This is a genomic window from Arthrobacter sp. efr-133-TYG-118, assembly GCF_030209755.1.
Lineage (GTDB): Bacteria > Actinomycetota > Actinomycetes > Actinomycetales > Micrococcaceae > Arthrobacter.
In genome coordinates this window covers 270,272-289,198 of sequence record NZ_JARVRH010000004.1, presented here as the reverse complement: position 1 = coordinate 289,198, position 18,927 = coordinate 270,272, and the positions used below count along the sequence as shown (strand labels likewise).

The 18,927-nt window shown below is 61.4% G+C and carries 15 protein-coding genes; 2 read left to right on the top strand and 13 right to left on the bottom strand.

Going from position 1 to position 18,927, the window contains the following annotated elements:
- Positions 1 to 7 precede the first annotated feature (7 nt).
- Genes QRN59_RS03810 through QRN59_RS03795 form a run of 4 tightly spaced genes read right to left on the bottom strand, consistent with a single transcriptional unit; the run spans position 8 to position 6,747 of the window.
- Complete coding sequence (locus QRN59_RS03810) at positions 8 to 1,288, bottom strand: Wadjet anti-phage system protein JetD domain-containing protein (protein WP_284981178.1); 1,281 nt, start codon at positions 1,286 to 1,288, stop codon at positions 8 to 10.
- Positions 1,278 to 4,685, bottom strand: a complete 3,408-nt coding sequence (locus QRN59_RS03805) for an ATP-binding protein (protein WP_284981177.1) — start codon at positions 4,683 to 4,685, stop codon at positions 1,278 to 1,280. The genes QRN59_RS03810 and QRN59_RS03805 overlap by 11 nt, the downstream gene beginning before the upstream one ends.
- A complete protein-coding gene (locus QRN59_RS03800) occupies positions 4,682 to 5,308 on the bottom strand; it encodes a DUF4194 domain-containing protein (RefSeq protein WP_284981176.1) in 627 nt (208 codons plus the stop codon). The genes QRN59_RS03805 and QRN59_RS03800 overlap by 4 nt, the downstream gene beginning before the upstream one ends.
- Positions 5,305 to 6,747 carry a DUF3375 domain-containing protein gene (locus tag QRN59_RS03795; RefSeq protein ID WP_284981175.1) on the bottom strand — a complete coding sequence of 481 codons (1,443 nt, stop codon included), beginning with the start codon at positions 6,745 to 6,747 and terminating at the stop codon, positions 5,305 to 5,307. The genes QRN59_RS03800 and QRN59_RS03795 overlap by 4 nt, the downstream gene beginning before the upstream one ends.
- 340 nt (positions 6,748 to 7,087) lie before the next feature.
- Here QRN59_RS03795 and cspE point away from each other — a divergent pair, with 340 nt between their 5' ends.
- Entirely contained in the window at positions 7,088 to 7,291 is a 204-nt protein-coding gene (gene cspE / locus QRN59_RS03790; RefSeq protein WP_028266315.1) for a transcription antiterminator/RNA stability regulator CspE, read from the top strand.
- A gap of 356 nt (positions 7,292 to 7,647) precedes the next feature.
- Here cspE and QRN59_RS03785 read toward each other — a convergent pair whose 3' ends face one another.
- Complete coding sequence (locus QRN59_RS03785) at positions 7,648 to 8,091, bottom strand: excalibur calcium-binding domain-containing protein (protein ID WP_284981174.1); 444 nt, start codon at positions 8,089 to 8,091, stop codon at positions 7,648 to 7,650.
- A 1,151-nt stretch (positions 8,092 to 9,242) separates the two neighbouring features.
- Here QRN59_RS03785 and QRN59_RS03780 point away from each other — a divergent pair.
- Complete coding sequence (locus QRN59_RS03780; RefSeq protein WP_284981173.1) at positions 9,243 to 11,543, top strand: helix-turn-helix transcriptional regulator; 2,301 nt, start codon at positions 9,243 to 9,245, stop codon at positions 11,541 to 11,543.
- Positions 11,544 to 11,562: 19 nt separating this feature from the next.
- On the opposite strand, the gene QRN59_RS03775 is transcribed toward QRN59_RS03780, so the two are convergent.
- The 8 genes from QRN59_RS03775 to QRN59_RS03740 form a co-directional block, all read right to left on the bottom strand.
- A complete protein-coding gene (locus QRN59_RS03775) occupies positions 11,563 to 12,207 on the bottom strand; it encodes an ABC transporter ATP-binding protein (protein ID WP_284981172.1) in 645 nt (214 codons plus the stop codon).
- Positions 12,159 to 13,688 carry a hypothetical protein gene (locus QRN59_RS03770; RefSeq protein ID WP_284981171.1) on the bottom strand — a complete coding sequence of 510 codons (1,530 nt, stop codon included), beginning with the start codon at positions 13,686 to 13,688 and terminating at the stop codon, positions 12,159 to 12,161. Before QRN59_RS03770 ends, QRN59_RS03775 begins: the two co-directional genes overlap by 49 nt.
- A gap of 6 nt (positions 13,689 to 13,694) precedes the next feature.
- Positions 13,695 to 14,102 (bottom strand): hypothetical protein, encoded by a 408-nt coding sequence (locus QRN59_RS03765; RefSeq protein ID WP_284981170.1) that lies wholly within the window; start codon positions 14,100 to 14,102, stop codon positions 13,695 to 13,697.
- A 36-nt stretch (positions 14,103 to 14,138) separates the two neighbouring features.
- Positions 14,139 to 14,747 (bottom strand): hypothetical protein, encoded by a 609-nt coding sequence (locus QRN59_RS03760; RefSeq protein WP_284981169.1) that lies wholly within the window; start codon positions 14,745 to 14,747, stop codon positions 14,139 to 14,141.
- 10 nt (positions 14,748 to 14,757) lie between these two features.
- Positions 14,758 to 15,318: a hypothetical protein gene (locus QRN59_RS03755; RefSeq protein ID WP_284981168.1), complete on the bottom strand. Its 561-nt coding sequence runs from the start codon at positions 15,316 to 15,318 to the stop codon at positions 14,758 to 14,760.
- A 4-nt stretch (positions 15,319 to 15,322) separates the two neighbouring features.
- A complete protein-coding gene (locus tag QRN59_RS03750) occupies positions 15,323 to 15,589 on the bottom strand; it encodes an uberolysin/carnocyclin family circular bacteriocin (RefSeq protein ID WP_059388033.1) in 267 nt (88 codons plus the stop codon).
- 282 nt (positions 15,590 to 15,871) lie between these two features.
- Complete coding sequence (locus QRN59_RS03745) at positions 15,872 to 17,311, bottom strand: UDP-glucose dehydrogenase family protein (protein WP_284981167.1); 1,440 nt, start codon at positions 17,309 to 17,311, stop codon at positions 15,872 to 15,874.
- A complete protein-coding gene (locus QRN59_RS03740) occupies positions 17,308 to 18,561 on the bottom strand; it encodes a glycosyltransferase family 4 protein (RefSeq protein ID WP_284981166.1) in 1,254 nt (417 codons plus the stop codon). The genes QRN59_RS03745 and QRN59_RS03740 overlap by 4 nt, the downstream gene beginning before the upstream one ends.
- Positions 18,562 to 18,927 lie beyond the last annotated feature (366 nt).

Genomic DNA, 18,927 nt, shown 5'->3' with positions numbered 1-18,927 from the left:
TTTCGGTTTAGACCGATCCGGCAGCAATTCGTTCCAGCGCCCAATTCCAACGGATCAGCTCCTGTTCCAGGCGGACGCCGCTTCCGTAGCGGTTGTTTCCCAGCGACTCGTAGACCTCCGCTTCCTCAGTGGTGAGCCTCGCCAATTGGGCCCGCGACGGCGATGCCTCCACACTCCACGCCTCGCGATGGGCAAGCAGTGTCGCCTCGTCCATGAGGACGCTGGACACGTGTGGGTGGACAGAGCGGAGCTGATCCAGGATCCGGAAGCCGTGTGTGTCCAGGTCTCCCCAGTAGAGGACCTCGCAATCCCGCAGCCACTCGGCGTCCCTCAGTGCTGAAAAGCCATAGCCGGCGCCAAACAAAGCCAAGGACCGTGGCCGATCCGGAAGGGCAAGGAAGTTCACCAGGTTCTCGGTGACGATCACAGAGGTGATGGGCAGCCGGAGCGTACTGAATGCCTTTGCGGTGACCATGACATCGCGGGCATCGCCCAACAGCGGGATCGCGGGGTCCAGCAACCGGAATCGCACGAGTTCGGGCGGATGCAGGAAACCATGACGCTCGGCGAAGCGGGCTGCCGGTGTGCGCGCTATCGGGTTCAGCAGTGCGGATTCTTCCTCGTCCAAAGCAGAATCTTGGTCGGCCAAATCAACTTCCGGCGGCTCCTGTTGCAACACGGCTACCACTTCATCGATCACCCGCCGATGGGTCTCGATGAACTTCGTGTGGACCCCGGGCAAGCTCAGCTGCCTCAGATAAATCCTCGGCCCGGGATTCTCGCGCAACCACAGTGCCACGTGTGCAGCGGTCAGGGCCGCATCGCCCAGAGCCAACAATTGAAGGGGACGTTTCATTGCCCAGGCACTTAGTGAAGGATCCAGTCCAGTGAGCCGCTCGGTCAGCGAGCGGAACTGCCCTAGCTCCCGCGTCTTGCCCACGAAGGCAATCTCATCTTCGACTCTTGCAAAGACGGCCGCGGCGGGAAGCCGATTTGAGCCGATCGTCGTGCGGCCGACGTCGACGGTTTCCAAAGTGTAGGTCCGCATTGAGGCGAACAGCTCGGCTGCCCACTCCCGTGCGGCCGCATAGTCGTCCCGCAGCTCGGCAGCCGAGGGTCGCTTCAGGGCACGACGGCGGGGGTACACGTCGGTTGGTTCCAACGCCTCGCGTAGCAGTTGCCCGCGGTCCCATGCGGTTGCGGACAGCGACCGCAGCCCCGCCAGCGTGGTCCAGGGGCGGGATGCCCCGGCAGATCTAGCTGAGCCGGCAGGACCCTTAGCCGGCACGGCGATCCCGTTCCTCGCGGTATTCCGTGATGGTCATGTTGCGGAGCTGGGAGTCGTTGCCATTGGTGTTCGCTACGAAGCCCACGTGTGCTACAAAAGGCTCGATCACGTGGATCTTTTGTAATGGCGTGACGATCAGTAGCTGCAGCTTCATGCGCTGGAAGAGCTCCAGCCCGTACCGTGCGGACTCGTCCGAGCCGCGGCCGAACGCCTCGTCAATCACCACAAAACGGAAACTGCGTCCCTTCGCTGCACTCTTACCCAAGCCTTTTCCGGAGGCAAGCCCGAACTGAAAAGCCAACGCGGCCGCGAGGATCGTGTAGGCCAGCTTTTCCTTTTGGCCGCCCGACTTTCCGCCCGAGTCGGTGAAGTGTTCGAATTCCTCACCAGTCTCCGTCCACTTTTCCGAAGCCGAGAAAGTAAACCAGTTCCGCACGTCCGTTACTTTGGCTGTCCAACGTTCGTCGAGTGCCGTGTAGCCCTCCCGTCCACGGAAGCGTTCGATCAGCCTCTCCACCTGCAGGTACTTCTGCTCCGAGTACTGGTCTTCGTCGCCGATGGTGCCTTCCGAGCACGCCCGCAGGTCGATCCCGAACTGGCGCACATCCAAGTCCGTTGAGCTCTGATGCTCCAACTGGATATGCCTCCCCGGGTTGTATTCGATCCCCGCCAAGGACACGTTGATTTCTCCGATCCGACTCACGATGTCCTGGCGCCGGCTGTCCAGAAAGGCATTGAACGCCACCACCTCATGGATGGTGTTCTGGGTTAATGACTCCTTGAATCGCGCCTCGAAACGCGGCAGATCGTCCTTCTCCAGCTGCTCAAGCAAGCGGTTGAACTCGGGGGCTGCTTCCAGCGAGGCGTCGATGTCGGTGGTTTCGTTGGGGTACTTGCCGCGGAACTCCGTCATCAAGCGAACGGTGGATGCGGCCGCCGTCGCGATGCGTTTCGTGAGTGCATCGATCGATGCGGTCAGCCCCGTTCGGACGGAGCTCTCGGCGGTGCCCGTGTTCTTGTAGGTGAGTGTTTTCCCGCCGAGCACCTCGGCGGCGAGCCGAGCGACAGCGGCCAGCACGCCGCCGTCGTCTGTCAACGGATGTTCGGTCAGCGCAAGGCGGCATTCCTCGATCGCCGCAGCAATGTCCTTGGCGTCTTTCTCGTTGGCGCCGAGGCGCTGCTGGATCTTGTTCGACTTCTCCTCGAAGCGTGCGAGCTTCCCAGCCACCTCTGTTTCTTTGGCCGTCAACTGCTGCAGCACACTGCTGGCCGACTGGAGTTCGTTCTTTTCCGTCTTGAGATCCTCGATGCGCCGCGCGGTGAGCTGCCAGCTGATCTCCGAATACTCAGAGAACAGCTGGATTGTGTTCGTGTGCTGGTTTCGGCGACCGAGAGCGCCAAGGGCGGCGTCCACTTTGCCCAGTTGGGTTTCGACGCTGCGAAGCTTTCCCTGTAGCTCGTCCCGTTCGGCGAGGAAACGTGTGATCTTGTCATGGTTGTCCCAGCCGAGGACGTAATTGCGCCGGTCCGCGAGATCCCGGCGATCATCCTTCTCATGCCTGCCCCTGCCGCCCTTGAGCTGGCCGTTGACCGTCAGGGCTTTGGGGTAGCGGCGGAAGTCTTCCATGGCCTCGCAGCAGACATAGTCGAACCGGGTGCTGAGTTCGTCCAGAAGGAAAGGGCGGAAGGGGGTGCCTTGCTTGATGGCGATTTTCGCCGCCAGTGTCCCTGCTTCGGCAGGCCGCGCCGGGTTCGAATCTCCGACTTTCAAGTAGACCAACCTGGCACGGAGATTATTGGAATCCACCCAAGCGCTAACCGCAGGATAGTGCTCCGCGGAGACCAGCAGGGACAACGCGAAACCACGCAAGGTTCTTTCAGCTGCGCCCTCCCACTCCGACTCGCCGTCGCGCACCCGCAGCAGTTCGCCAGCATAAGGCAGTGCGGTTTCCGCGACCCCGATTCCCTCACACAGCCGTTGGCGGAGTTCCAATTGGGCGAGCGGCAGCAGAGTCTGGCGGGATTGCAGGCTAGCCAGTTCGGCGTCGATGTCTTTCTTGCGGCTGCCGAGTTCGGACCGCTCCAAGGTCAATCCGGTGCGGCGTTCCTGGAGCGCACTGGACTCAGCGACAAGCGCCCGTTCTACCTCGCCCAGACGCGCCCGGTTCGCGTCGAACAGCACGCGGTCTTCCGGCGTTCTCAAACCCAGTTCGACGGCGGCAGCGGAGTATTGCTCGAAGCGCTTGCGTTGGGCGCGCGACTCTTCCTCCAGCCGTGCGATTTCGGCGTCGATTGCGGCGAGCCGGCCTCCACCGTTGGTGCGGATGTCCTCTTGGACCACCGAAAGTTCATGGCGTAGCCGCGAAATGTCCGCGCTGAGCTGGGTGCTGTCCTCCAGGAGTTTGACCCCAGTGTTTTCCAGCTCCCGCTGGTGTTCCAAGCTCAGCGTCAGCTGCTGATCTTGGAACCACGGATGCAACTGGTCGCGCTGCCTCCGGGCCAACTCGTCTTCGCGGCTTAGCCCCTCATGAACGGCCGCACCATCCCGGATCGGCTTCAGCAAGCCGATCTGGTCCTTCGCCTTTAGCACAGCCTCGTGGGCCCTCTTCAGATCGTCAAAGTGGTGGATGAGGTTGTCGATGCGCGACTTCACGTCATCGTCCTCAAGCATGTTGGTCCGCACGAAGTGGGTGATGTTCTCCACCTGTTTCATGGAGACCGTGCGGTGGAACAGATCCATTGCTTGGTTGCCGCTGATGCCGAAATGCCGCTTGAAGGCCGCGGCGTAGGGGTCGAAGGTCTCATGCACGGCCACGCCCGCGGCACGAAGCTTCTTTTTCAGCTTGGTCGGGTCCTGTCCGAAGTTGGCGAAGTCCTCCGCAATGGACTGCTCAGTTTCGGCCAATGAGTAGAAACGGCTGGGCTGACCCGCTTCCTGCATGGTCCAGAGTGTGATGGCAAGCGTGATGGACTTGTTGAGGACTGCATTGTGGAAGACACCAAGAACCACAGTGAGGGCCCCCGGCGCTCGCAACGCTACGGGTTTGGAGTACTCGCCGCCAGTGCTGCGCGTGCTTTTGTGGAAGCCCCGCACATACGACATCAGGGTGCGTTCGCGCTTCTGTGCGCCAGCGGCCTTGTTGTAGTCGATGCGGTTGGCGGGAAGCAGGAGGGTGGTGATCGCGTCAACTACCGTCGACTTACCGGAGCCGATGTCCCCGGTCAACAGGCTATTGGCACCATCCAAACGGAACGTGCGGACACCGCCGTGGAATGTTCCCCAGTTGAGCAGTTCCAGGCGGTGCAGCCGGAAGCCCGGGAGGGCGCCGTCGTCGTCCTTTTGCCCCGCGGGGACCTCGTCCAAGCTGAAGAGGCCGTCCTGAAGTTCGGTGGTCATGGGTTTTCCGTTCCCGTTGAAGCTGGGCGCTGTTGTCCGGCGAGGGAACGGCGATAGTCCGCCAGCCGCGCCTCGAACTCTTCCAGCCACTGGGCATCCACATACGCCTTGAGGATGCGCGCCACCTCGTATGTGCCCGTTTCTCCGCGTAGTTTCCGCAGGAAACCGAGCTCTACGACCTTCTTGATGTTGGCCCCCAACTTGTCCAGGACCCTGGCCTCATTGCTGGATTCGGGAAGGAAGACCACAACCATGTCGGCGATTTCCTGCTCCGTCATGATGAGCCGAAGCTCGCTGCTGTTCGTGTCGAACTCCAACATTCGCGCGCGGAGGAGGGCCAAGAGCAAGCTGACGTCGAAGGTCAGTTGACGCCGGGGGATAAGCCGGGGGAGTGTGCCCTCAGGATCCTCCCGTGACTTGAGAAAGGCGTAACCTTCGGATTCGTCGAGGATCAGGTCCAGCCCGAGGACGGCTACATAATCGCGGACATGGGAGGCCAGCGTAACCAGCGATTGCCAGATTTTCTCGTCGGCTTCGGCATAGACCACGCCTTTGAAGAGCCTCGTGACGACGCCGGGCAGTTCCTCCGGAGTGCGGGTGTCCGGTTCCATGATCGTGTTCACGCAGGCCTCACAAAGATGATCTGATCGATTGTCGCTTCGCGGATGCTTCCGTCCGGCAGGGACCAGGACAGTTGCTGCGTCGCCTCCGGGTTGATGTTCGCCCATTCCGACTCGGCGGCCAATTGGTAATAGGCAACCAGCTCCGCCAGTCCCTGCGAGAGGGGGTAGGCGGCGGTGATGTCAGCCAACGTGGCCTGGTCGGCGTCCTCCAGGACCGCATCGATATGGGACTTGAGGTGCTCCTTGTCCACATAGAACTGGCTGAACAGGGCGCCGGCGTCAACATCGGCGTCGTCGGCAGTGACGATGTCGTCCATCACCAAGACCCTGCTGCCCGGCTCGTAGAGGGGACGCTCGAACGGCAGCGCGACATCCACTAATGGGGCGTCGATCTCCATGAAAAGGCCCGACGGCGGTTGGGCGCGGGTAGTGAGGGCGGTCGACTCGACACTTCGGATCAATTGCATGATCCGCTTGTTCTCCAGGAAGACCTTGTCGTCCAGGAGCCTGCGCATTTGCTGCGACAGTTGGCGGACGGTCGCCTGTGTCTGTTCGACGGCGGGCAGCCAGTCCTGGTGGAGGTTGGCCACGGCATGGAGATTGTCCATGCTGGACAGGGCTTCGATCTGCGTGGCGCGCTGCAGAAGGTCCCGTAGCTCCGTCCGGAGTTGCGGGGACATGAGGTAGTCCCAGAATCCCTGGAAGGTGCGTCCCTGAAGGGAGCTGCCAATATCCTGCTGGTTGGCAAAAATGGAGTCGAGGAGCTCGCCTTGGCTGCCATCCCACGTGGCGATCTGCTCGCGCACCTGGCGGTCAAGCCGCCGGAAGTTTTGTTCGACTTCACGGAAGTCTGAGAGCAAGTCTTTGGCCAAAGTGGTCAGCTGTTGGAAGTGGTCCAGCGCTTCCGGTGCGCTCATGACCTTGATGTTGCCTTCGCGTAGGCGCTGCATTTCGGCGTCGATCCCGTCGCGCTGGCGCTGGAGCTCGGCCAAGCGCACTTCCGGGTCTGTCTCGGATTGCTGGACGAGCGTCTTGAGTACGGCGAAAATGCTGGTCAGGCGGGACTGAGTGGCCACGAAATCCCTCCCGCGCAGGTTCTCGACCCACCGCACCACGTCCTCCGCGGCTGCGGTGAGATCGTAGTGGGGTTCGTCCTCGCCTGGAACGTAGTATTTCCGCAACCAGGCCCGTTCCGGGTTGGCCCAATCGTCGAGGTATTCCGATGCTGGACGGGGAAATTTTCCCTCGCCGAAGGACTCGCGGATGCCGAACAGCACGTCCTCCAGAATGTCGATCAGATGCTGCCGCCCGATGTTTCGTTGGTTGGGAACAGTAAACGCTGCCATGAAGAAGTGCACAGCCAGGGGAGCGTTCTGGGCGCGCAGCAAGGCCCATCCTGCATGGTTTTCACGCAGCGAATTTATTGCGTAGTAATCCATATGTTCCTCTGGTTCCAGCCAGGCCAGCCGCGTTCACGCACGGGTGCACTTCCGCGGCTCCATCCCGTGACTCTAGGCTAAGCGAGGTCCCGGACATTAAGGGCGCAGTGTGTGCGCAGTTGTCCGCTTGGCGGCGCGCGGCCGATGAAGTTTTTGGCAAATAGTAGCCATCCGCCCAAAGGCCTGTATGCTTGTAGCTGTTGTTGTGTTTGGCATTTGGTAGTTCAGGCAGTTCCCGCGGTTCATCAACCGCGACCTTCTGAAGTAACGGTGGAGAACACCCCACACCGGAGGCCCGACAGTCGGGACAACCTCCACCTTCAGTAAGGAAACTGAAAAAATGGCTACAGGTATCGTCAAGTGGTTCAACTCTGAAAAGGGCTTCGGCTTCATCTCCCCGGAAGATGGCAGCCAGGACGTTTTCGCTCACTACTCTGCAATCAACTCGGGCGGCTACCGCTCCCTCGAAGAGAACCAGAAGGTTTCCTTTGACGTCGAGCAGGGCCCCAAGGGTCCCCAGGCAGTAAACATCCAGGCTCTCTAAGCTTCGGATTTCAAAAAGCAGGGCCGGTCAATGACCGGCCCTGCTTTTTTGTGCCTATTTCCGGGTTGAGTGACTACTTCGCGACGCGCAAATTACCCCGGGATGCGCTAGATCCCTGTCGACACCTGAATCCAGGTGTCGACAGGGATTCGGCGTGTCGCCCAGCTTTGCTGTAGCGCCCGGCCCTGGGCTTGGTCATGTCCGGTCCGGGGATCGTCTTCGCTCGGACAATGGATTCTGCTCAATCACTCGAATGGACAAATTGCCGGGCCCGCGGAATCACGGGACCGGCAACTTCGGCGAAGAGAGTGATCCAGCAGAACCCGGCTGTGTCCCTAGGTTGTCCTGTGTAGCCCTTATTCGCAGGCTATGCCGTCGTTATCCCTGTCCAGCGCGGGCCGGTAACCCGGCTGGCCCCGATAGATAGGTGCGGCGCCGGCGGCCCGGGCGGCCGTACAGTTCGCGTAGTAAACCGACGAGGGCGCCACGGGCGGCGCGACCGGCTGTACCTGCCTCGCCTGGGCTTGGTCTTGTTGTGCCTTCACTGCAGCAGCATCGGCGTCAGCCTTTGCCTGGGCCGCAGCCTGAGCTGCCGCTGCCTGAGCTGCTGCGGCATCAGCAGCGGCTTTGTCCGCTGCCGCCTTGTCTGCCGCAGCCTTCGCCGTCGCTGCGGCCGTTGCGGCGCGAGCATCCGTTACCTTCTTGGACTCCGAGCGTTCCATCCAGAGCAGGGCTCCCGCGTCGGACTTGGTGCAAATGAACTCCTTGGGTGGATAGCTCTCCGTTGCGTTTTCCGTCACGCAGGACGCGGACTTAGGCGCGGTCGGTGTCGGTGTCGGTGTGGGCGTAGGAGTTGGCGTCGCCGAGGTGGACGCTGACGCTGATTGCGTAGCGCCGGCCAGCGAACTTGTTGGGCCGGCTCCGCCGCACGCCGCAAGGGAGAGCGCTGCGGCTGTTGACGTGACGATTGCGAAGACCTTGAAGGCAGCTTTGCGAGATTTCAAAAAGTCGTGCGACGCGTGCTTTATTTCCCCGTTGTTTTCACGCGCGCGAGTATTCATTTATTGCCCCCATGATTCAGTTTTTGACGCGAATGTCAGCAGATCCTAGCATCCGAAATGCGGGAAAAGAAGAAGTTGTCCACATAGATGAGAGGGCCTCTTGACGGAGCCCTCAAAAGCATGGTGCTAGATCCTGATTAGAAACTATATTCGATCTGAAATAAGAAGATTCGAATAAATATCCACATGTGTGAGGTTCGATCTGGAGGCGGCCGCGAAACCCCCGTAGCGTCGAAAGCAAGAGACCACCATCGGGAGAGCCATGGAGAAACCACTGCCAAACCTCACTTCTTTGGACGCCGGGGGAACACTGAGTTTTCACCGGCGCACACGTAGATGCGAAACAAAACCCCACGTCGGCACACGTAGACGCCTCCCCGCGCACACTGAGTTTCGCCAAAACACCACTTAGATGGCGGTCCCGGACTTTACGGTTGCCCTTGGAACGAGGTTCGTCAGCGCACCCGGGGGATTCCGTGGGAGTGCTTGGGTGTCCGCCTGCCAACGCCCGGCTTTGGACGGTAAACAGTTGAATCGTCTGGACCTCGCACCACCTAGGGACCGGATAGTGCTGGATCAGCGCATCAGAGAAAGTTGGATCGCGAGTGTTCGATCAAGAAGTTCGGCGAACGCTGGACTACGTTGCTCGCGGAATGATGGTTCGAATTGTCGGCGCGCCTGGCAGCGGCCGCACGAGTGTCGCGCAAAAAGCTATCGCCGATCTGGAAAATACCGGAGCAACGGTTTACTCCATTTCGGGACTCCGCTCACATCGCGGAATACCATTTGGTGGAATACATAGCCTGAGCCTGGATATTCGAATAGGCCAATTGGGCGTTCTAGGTGTGGCTGACACCTTGGCAAGCCGACTCTCCACGCCAGGGGAGCGCGTGCTTGTAGTCGATGACCTTGAGTTCGTCGACACGGAGACTGTAGCGGTTCTGGACGCCGTCCGGCGTCGGACAAAGCGGCCCATGATCGTCACGATGAGCGAGTCTTCCATCTACTCGATGGCACAGCCTGCGATGCTCAGCCCGGGTCCGGAAGCCAGGGTTCACCTGAATCCGCTTCGCTACGATCAGGTGAACGTGCTCCTCACCGATATTCTGGGAGCTCCGGCGGACACGGACACCACCGCCCGGATCCTGACGAAATCGGCAGGGAACCCCCGGCTTGTGGTTCGCATCGCGGAAACTGCATCCCTCAGTGGCTTGATTGTCCTTCGCCATGGTCAATGGCACATGACAGGCGACACCCTGTGGAATGAGCACCTCCATGGCACGGTGGAATCCCTCCTCGAAGGACTTGAACCCGACGAACTCACGGGCCTTCAAGCCATGGCCATCGCCGGGACGACGCCTCTCGATGTGCTTCAACAGATAGTCCATTCCGACGTTCTCGACAGGCTCGAGCAGCGCGGCCTCATTTCCGTCATAGAGGATCTCCACAACACTGTCTGCGCTGTGATTACCCCGCCGGTCCTCGCTGACTATTTCCGTGGTCAAAGGGTGCTCACAAGCAGGCGGGTCCTGAAGAGTCGAATCACACGAGCCCTCAGTGGTTTGCCACAGGACCCCCACATTGACGTCAACTCGGCTGATTCGCTGATGCGGGTTCTGGCCGCGCTGCGCCTCGAACGGAGCTCCGACGACGCAGCCACTGCGCGCCATTTTCAGGAGCAAATCTCCGTTCTGGAGCGTCAGCGCTACGAGCTGTGGGATGCCGACAGATCAGTACCGAATGCCGTGGCGCTTCTGAGCGTTTACTGGGGCTCGCCTATTGACGCTTCGAGAATTGAGCGCGTGCTTGCCCAGACCTTGACCTCGGAGGGAGAACCGTGCGATCTCCTGTTCCTGGCATTTACCAAAGCACTTTGGGCGATCTACAAAGGCAAAGGACTGGATTCTGCAGCCGGCCTCCTCAGGAGCTTCGGGAAGGAACGTCCCGAGTGGGCCGCAGAATCCGAAGCCGCGGAACTTTTCCTCGTGGCGTCCTACGATCGAATGCCGGAGAACCTCGACGAAATCTTTGCGCGGCTACACGATCGTCACCCTGAAAGCGGTGTCATATCCAGCATCCGAGGCATTCTGGAACTCTACCGATTCAACCCCTCCGCCGCGCTCAAAGCCATCGACACTTCAGCCGGATTAAGGGGCATTCCAGGAATCAAACCGTTCATCCGCGGAATGGCATTGTTCAGCTCGGGGCGGAGTGAGGAGTCAATTGTCTTTGCGCTTGACCAGCGCGCAGAAGCCCGCCGCAACCTGGATCAATTCGGGATGGTTTCCAACACCTATGTGGCTGCCCAAGCCCTGATCTACCGCGGTTATTTCGACGATGCCGAATATCTCATGGGCAGCATCTTTGCCATGGGACGGCCCGGCTTCCTGGTGGCTTCCCTCCACGATGCCATGCTTAGGCTCGCTGGACTGAGGACGGCGACGTCCGCGATCTTGCCCGCAGCTACCCTTGCCACCCAGGCGCGGCGCGAAGCTGAAGACATCGGCCCGCTCCCGGGGACCGCGAGAGGAGTGTACGAGCTCGTCGCCGCGCGGCCCCTCATTCCTGCTGTATTCGACGGGAAGGCCGCGAAACTCATTCAACGGCAGCTCGAACGTGGCTATGTTCTGGAGGCGATCTATTCTGCACTGTTCTTCACGTGCCTGCTCCCTGGCCGCAAGGTTCTCGAACTGCTTCGGCAGACCTTGAAAGAGTATGCCTCTTCCACGTCGCATGATCAGCTTTTGGCGATTGCTGGTGCGGTCGTGGAGGACGACCACCAAATGCTGGGCGTGCTGCTCGAGCATTACGAGCCAGACGCCGATTTCTACCAGGTACGGATGCTGCTCCGCGGTGCCTTCAAGCGGTATGCATTCGTGGACAACACCATCGGTGCCGCCGCGATGGACCGGGCGTACTCCATGTTCGCGACACGCTTTCCCTCGGCGGATGAGCCCATCGCGTTTAGTTCCGGAAGCTACTCGCCCCTCACTGTACGGGAAATCGAGATAGCGGCCCTCGCCGGTCATCGCTCCAACCCCGAGATCGCCGAGCACCTGGGGATCAGTATCAGGACTGTGGAAAGCCACATCTCCAACGCGCTGCGCAAAACGGGAAGCCCGTCCCGCACCGCCCTCTTTGACCTTGTCCGGGATTCGTCTCCGTTCCGCGAGAAGCGGCTTTCCGAGTGAGCAGCATGTGGGCTTCGATCTACAACGTTCCACTTTCCTGCTTGAAGACGAAGGAATGCCTAACGGTAAGTTGCTCCGGAACTGTGTGGGAGATGAGGACAACTACTTTGCGCTGTGCCCACTCGCCGAGCTCGTCGATCAGTGCCTCGATGCCTCGAACGTCCATACCGTTGAAAGGTTCATCGATGGCGACCACAGGGGTATCGGCGACAGTGCACATGAGCAGCCAGAGCTTGCGGATATTGCCTGTCGACAGCATGGAGACGGGCTGCTCCACCCAGTCCTCCAATCCGTATCTGGCCAGTCGGGTGAGTCCGGCCTCCGGGCCGACCTGACGGCTGCGGGCCGCAAGAGCCAGATGATCGTGAACGGTCATGGAGGGGTAGAGCGCCGGCGTCGTACGGCAGACGCTCCGTACGTGGCGCGCGTCGGGGGAGGCGGCGTCGATGCCGCAAAGACGAACGCTTCCTGCCCAAGGTTGGAGAAAGCCGCTGATGAGCTCCAGGAGAGTCGATTTCCCGCTGCCATTACTGCCGGCCACCCGGTAGAGCCCCGGCTCGTTCACGTTGAGGCTGAGTCCGTCCAGGACGGGTGAGCCTTCCCGGTAGCCGGCGGTTACAGAATCAATTTCGATCGAAGCCTCAAAAGACGTTGGTGCAGGCATACGGCGGCTCCCAGGGTCAAAAGGATGGAATAGCCCAACAACAGCACGGTGCTGAACGCAGGGCTGACAACAAGGATGAGCGAGCAAGGAGAAATCAGGAGGAGCGTGAAGAGGCCGTCCATCACATCATTGGCTTTGGTGCCGTCAGTGGTGGTTGGCGGACGGGAGAGCGATTCTGCGACCACTCCGGACGCTGCGACGATCAAACCCGCGAGTACAGCACCGGGAGCCGGAATGCCCAAGGCGAGAAGCGCCCCTAGGAAGACAAATCCACCGATGATCGCCCCCGCCATAGCGTAGATTCCGACGAGCCGGACAACGATCGCAGTGGCCGAGAAACCGTTCTCCCACGCAAAGCGGTAGTGGTACAGCTTCGCGGTGGGCCCGATCCGATAAAGCATCGGTTCCGTGACCCCCAAGCTCAGGAGCACGGCAATACCAATCAAGCCTTTATGCAGTTCCCCGCCGCCGAGAGCCGAGTCCAGGGGAAGGATGCCCCTGGCTCCCAAGAGGATGCCAACGACGGCGATCCAGGCGAGCACGATGGTGGTGATGACCAAGCCCTGTTTGCTGCTCAACAGATCGGTGACAACGAATAGCCCGAAGTTTCGCACCGCTCGTTGGCTGCCGCCCCGTCCGATGCCGAGGGAAATCTTGCAGTAGCTGAGGCGGCGCCATGCTCGCATGCTGAGGAGGACCAACACCCCGGAAACGACGGCCCCTAGCAAGCACAACGCCGGAAGGAAACGTGAGGGGTCGTCGGCGAGCCCGTCGAGTCGGGAGAGCCGAGGCACGAGGAAGCCGGTGGCAGCACCGAGCAACAATCCGAGGATGAGAGCCAGGAAACAGTACAGCCAACGGAGGCCTATCCGTCGTGCAGGTGTTGAAGCGAAATGGAGGACACAGTAGGCGCACGCACAGGATGCGAGAGTGAGGACGGAGACCGAAGCCGCCGCGACACCTAGGTAGCTCGACGATTCTTCAAAGAAGACCATGAGGAATACCGCGGCCGAATACCAAAGGATGCCTGTGCGGCGGAGGGCCGGGACCAGGCCGTATCTCACGACAACCCGTGGGAGGGGAAGTTCCATCGCCCGGAAGAGCTCCAAATGCGGAGTGCCGGAGACTGCCAGCCGTCGGCTTGAAACTACCTCGGCGAGCACTGTCGCGACAGCGAAGTAGAAGATCGCGAGGAATCCCCAATTGAGCACAGCGGCCGTGTCATGGCGGAGCGGGCCGTCGCGGAGAACAGACATCGTGGACGCGAACACCATCGTTCCGAGCACGACCAGGGCTATCGATCCTAAGATCGCGAGGGCCCTGAAGCCGTCCAGGGTGAGCGGCAAACGCATCGCATTGACGATTTCGAACGCCCGGAAGTCCCGCAGGATCCGGTAATCGGACCGCCGGACTGATGCGGCAGTGACCCTGGCGTTCGAAACCTGGCCTTCGACGTCGGCGGGAGAGACTTTGGTCCTCATCAGCGCCTAGAACTTGCTCCGGGGACTCTTCTTCTGGACTGAGTCCATGAAGGCCACGATGGTGAGGACCGCAAGCCCGAGGGCACAGACGACGGCGACGGCCGACGTCGTTCCCTGGAACGGGACAACTATTACCGGACTGAGGGCCGCCGCGTTGGCAAAACCGGCGACGGCGAAAATGGCCGCCTTGAACGGTAGCCATTTCCCGGCCGGGCTGAAGGCCGCAAGCAGGGGTGCCGCCACTGCGAAGACGAGAAGTACGGTGACCGTCGTGTTCTTCAGGGCGAGCGGATCAATATTGTTGAGGCCATCCGGGGCAGGAGAAGTCCAAATGAGGCCGACGGAAATGCAGGAGAATGCAGCGACCATGAGGCCCACGATTCGTAGAAGAAGGCTGTATAGCTGGGTAGTCATTGAGAATTTCTGTCCGTGGGTGGTGGTTGAGGAAGGTCAGCCGATAGCGACTATTGTTGACAAAGCTATGGCTGAAAGCACAACGAGGATCTTTCTGCCTGTGGAAAACCCGCGCCAATGTCGGAAGAAGATCGCCAGGGAAAGAAGGGCCATCGAGGGAAAATAGGCCCAATATCCGGGGACCTCCCGCGGTTGGATGACGCCGAAAACCACGCTGAATAGATTCACCGGGATCGTGGCGAGAATGGCGATCACAAAGAAGGCCCCGATGTTTAAGCGACCGGCGAGTACCGATTTTCCCGGGATCACGCGTTTGTCCAGGAACGCCGCGAGGGAAAAGTACAAAGCGATGATTACCGCGTAGACAAGGAAGAACAAAACGGTGCCGACGGTCATGGAGAGATTCATCAGGCGATCGTCCCCGATTTCCGACCGCACGTCCGCCGGAACGTTCGCGTTGAGATACTTCCTCGTCAGGGGAAGCCGCAGGGCTACCAAAGCCATCAGCAGAATGTAGCCCGCGATCCACAGAGAACGGGACGTGGAGACCCATTCCCTGGCTGCTGATGGCTCGGGCCGCAACTTTCCGACCTTCGCGACGCTGATGACGGTTTCGGACTCCCGGCCGTCTTCCGTGCTGGTCATGAATTCCTCCTCAGCTCTTTAGCTGGATCACGATGGCCTCGATGGCGGCACCGAGGACTATCAGGGCGATGGCAATGGCCAAAGTGCCGAGGGAACGGGCCATGTCGTCGATGAACGACCGCACAGTTGCGGGCTCGTTCTTCATCAGCAGCCTGCGAGCCAGGCCCGCGGCGGGCTGGAATCCGGCGGTCGCCGCCAGCACCAGGCCTACGAACTCGAACGGCACATACCAAATCACGTCGGCAACCAGGCCGGCGCCGCCGACGGAATGCACCCCGAGGGATACCGTCGCTCCGACATATAGTGCCAGGATTCCGGCTCCGAGAAGCGTAGTCAGCCCAAGGGTGGCGACCCCGGAATAGAGCACCAAGGCCGCGCCGACGTTCCGCCCAAGGATCTGGAGGAAGTCTTTGCTGTAGAGGGGACTCCCACCCATATCCCTGGCGTCCCGAATCCAGGACAAGTCCACGGCCGAGTAGCCGAAGACGGCAATGGTCGCCATGGCGAGGCCCGTGCTTGGGAGCAACCATCCAGGGATGCTCCCAAGCACGCGTGCTGTCTTAGCAAGCATCGATTTAGGCGACTGCTTGCGCCCGGCCGATACGGAAGAGGATGCCTCGAGCCGTTGCGATCAAGGCACCAGTGATTCCTGCCCCGAAGATCGTGCCGATGACAACGAGAGCCCAGCCTCCGACCTCGATGGCGTGCATGATCTGGGACGCCGCCGCGGCAGAGATGCCAAGGGACCCCGCGATCCATGAAACAGCCAAGCTCGCGCCGAAGATGCCAACCACAGCCAGCGCCGCGGCGGCCGCGGCTTGAAGCCCGGTCCTTTTCGTCATTGTTGATTCCACTTCAACCCCATTTCTCGAGTAGAACGGCCAACGGTATCGCTGGCCTTGAAAAGTGGTGCCCCTCCTCAAAAGGAAGGCCATCCACGATTCAGATTCTCTCGGTGAAATTGGCGTCTAAGTGTAGAAAAGGGAAAAATCCGTGTGCCCAGGGCCGTTTCTCAGTGTAAACAAGGCGGATCTCCGTGTGCGTGCGGGCCCGTCTCCGTGTATTTCGGGGGAAAACACGGAGGGCCTCCCGCGGCCGCTCATCACGGCCGCGGCTAGCCAAAGCTACCGTCTCGTCGACGGTGCCTTGGCCGGGGACCCGACTATGAACGGCCGCGTGTTGAGTGGTTCGACAGGAACGACCGGAGGCTTGACGTCAGACATCGGCTCCGAAGGCTCACCATAGGAACCGGTTCCGAGCCCCCGAAACGTCCAGCCTTGCGCCCGCCATACTCCGGCGTCCAGGACGTTCCGCGCGTCCAGCACCATCCGGCGTCGTACCAGCGAACCGACGGCGGCGGGTGACAGGGCCCGGTATTCGTCCCATTCGGTGAGCAGCAGCACCAGCTCAGCGCCTTCGAGCGCGCGCGTCGTGGACGCTTCGAAACGGAGCTGGGGGTAGCGCATCCAAGCATTGTTGATGGCCTTGGGATCGGTCACGGTAACGTGGGCGCCGGCCGCGGCCAGCTGGAGTGCGACGTCAAGGGCGGGGGAGTCACGGATGTCGTCGGTGTCCGGTTTGAAGGCCGCGCCCAGCACCGTGACGGTGCGGCCGGACAGGAACCCCTTGCACATTTCACGGGCGACGTCCACGGCGCGGGCGCGCTGGCCCAGATTGATGGAATCGACCACCCCCATCCACTCATCAAGGGAAGGCACGGACAGCGCTTGCGCCTGCGCACGGAACGAACGGATGTCCTTCGGCAAGCAGCCGCCGCCGAAACCCAACCCTGCGTGCAGGTAGCGGTTGCCGATGCGCGGATCCAGGCCCATCGCCTCACTGAGCTCGGTAACGTCGGCCCCTGAGGCGTCGCAAAGCTCGGCTATCGCGTTGATGAAGCTGAGCTTCGTGGCGAGGTACGCATTGGAGGCGGACTTGATGAGCTCGGCGGTCGCGAAGTTGCAGACCAGCCGCGGGATCCCGGCGGAAATCAGAGGTTCGTAGACGGCGTCGAGCGCAGCCGTGACCGGAGCGCCGGCGGCAGAGTCCTTGCCGCCCGGCACGCCGTACACCAAACGATCCGGTACCAGTGAATCTTTCACGGCCGTGCCCTGGCGCAGGAACTCGGGGTTCCAACCGAGCAGGACATCCGGCCTGCGGGCAAGGACGCCGCGGAGCATGTCCACTGTTCCCACAGGAACGGTGGATTTGCCGACGACGGCGGCGCCCCTCGCCAGATGCGGGAGGAGGCTCTTCGTGGCTGCGATCACGTAGGAGAGGTCCGCGGTATCCGAGGTCTTGGACTGCGGGGTGCCCACGCAGAGGAAGTGCGTCCGGGCATCGGCGGCATCGGCGAAATCGGTGGAGAACGTGAGCCGCTTGGTGGCGAAGCCGTCCCGGAGAAGTTCATCAAGGCCGGGTTCGTGGAAGGGAGCGAAGCCCTTGTTCAGGTGGGCCACCTTCTGGGCGTCGACGTCGATGCCCACCACGGTGTGGCCCATCGACGCGAGCGTCGCGGCATGTACCGCGCCAAGATAGCCACAGCCGACAACAGAGATTTTCATGCGGGGAGTCCTTTGCTGGAAGTCACGGAAATGATGGCGGGCTCGGCCGCCTGATACTCGGCCGACTGATACTCGGCCGCCTGATACTCGGCCGCCTGAAGCGGGTGGCTGGGTGCAGTGGCCGGCTCCACAAGCGCTTCGCCGGCGATCACTGCCTCGTAATGCTCCACGAGTTGGGCACTCAATACCGGCCAGGTCCGTCCTTGGACCGAAGCGAGTGCCGCCGTTCCGAATGCACGGCGCTTGGCGTCGTCGCCCACCAGGTCCTGCACATAGCCGCGTAACTGCGCGAGGTCTCCCGGCTCGTAAAGCCAGCCGGTGCGTGAGTTTTCCACGAGATCGAGGGGACCGCCGCGGCCGGTGGCCACGACGGGAACGCCCGAGGCCATCGCCTCCTGGATGGTCTGGCAAAACGTTTCGAACTCGCCAGGATGAACGAAGAGGTCAAGGCCCGCCACGACTTGGGCCAATTCGTCGCCGCCCAGGAACCCGGTGAAGAAGGCGTTCGGCAGGGCTGCTTCGAGGGCAGCGCGTTGCGGACCGTCGCCCACAATGACAAGCCTGGTTCCCGGCAGGTCCGCCAGCACGGCAAGGTCCTCCACCTGCTTCTCCACCGCGAGGCGGCCGACATAGCCGATGATGCGCTCGCCGCGGGGCGCTACGGAGGCGCGCCACGCCGTCGAGCGCTTGGTGGGGGAGAACCGCGCGGTATCCACACCGCGCCGCCACATGCCCACCCTTAAGATCCCGCGGCCGCGCAACTGGTTGAGCGCGAACGTGGACGGGACCAGTGTCCGGTCTGCACGAAGATGGATGTTGTCCACCCGGTTCCATGCCCAGTTCTCCAGGATGGGGACGCCATACCGGGCGGCGTAGCTGGGGACCTCGGTTTGGTAGATGGCAACCGTGGGGATGCCGAGCTGGTGCGCAGCCTGCACAGCCCGCCATCCGAGGACGAATGGAGATGCGAGGTGGACGACGTCCGGTGCGTAGTCGGCAAGGATTCTCTTGACCCGGCTCACACCGCCCAACGCCACCCGCACATTTGTGTATCCGGCCAAGGGCACGGAGGGGAGGCGGTGGACAAAAGCGCCGTTCACGACGTCCGAGACGGCAGTGTCCGACGTCGACGGCGCTATCACCATCACTTCGTCGCCGCGCTCTTGCAGATGCTCCAGCACCCGCAGGATGGAGTGGGTTACCCCGTTCATGAGCGGCAGGAATGATTCGGCAACGATAGCGATCCTCACCCCTCCACGGTGTGCGCGGAGGTTGGCGAAGCGGGGGAATGGGCGTGACGGTAGGGGGAAGGTTTGGTTAACAAATTGATGTTGATTACGCGAGTGGAGGATCCGTAGCGACAGAAAATGCGCCAATCCGGGTAATTACGGAGCTGAAAGACGGGTAGAAGTTACTCTTATTCCCCAATACCGGCCCGACTTACGGTGACAACGGTGATGAACCTCGTGGCCATGACTGGGGCTTGTCCCGGGCACCGGGGTATTTCGGCAAGAGGGCACTGACTGGGCGGCGCGCCCCCAGGTGCTGAACAGCGCTGGGTGAATCACCCTGCGTCGCCCGTATGTCCGGCCAGGCCGTTGCCAAGAATCGAGCCA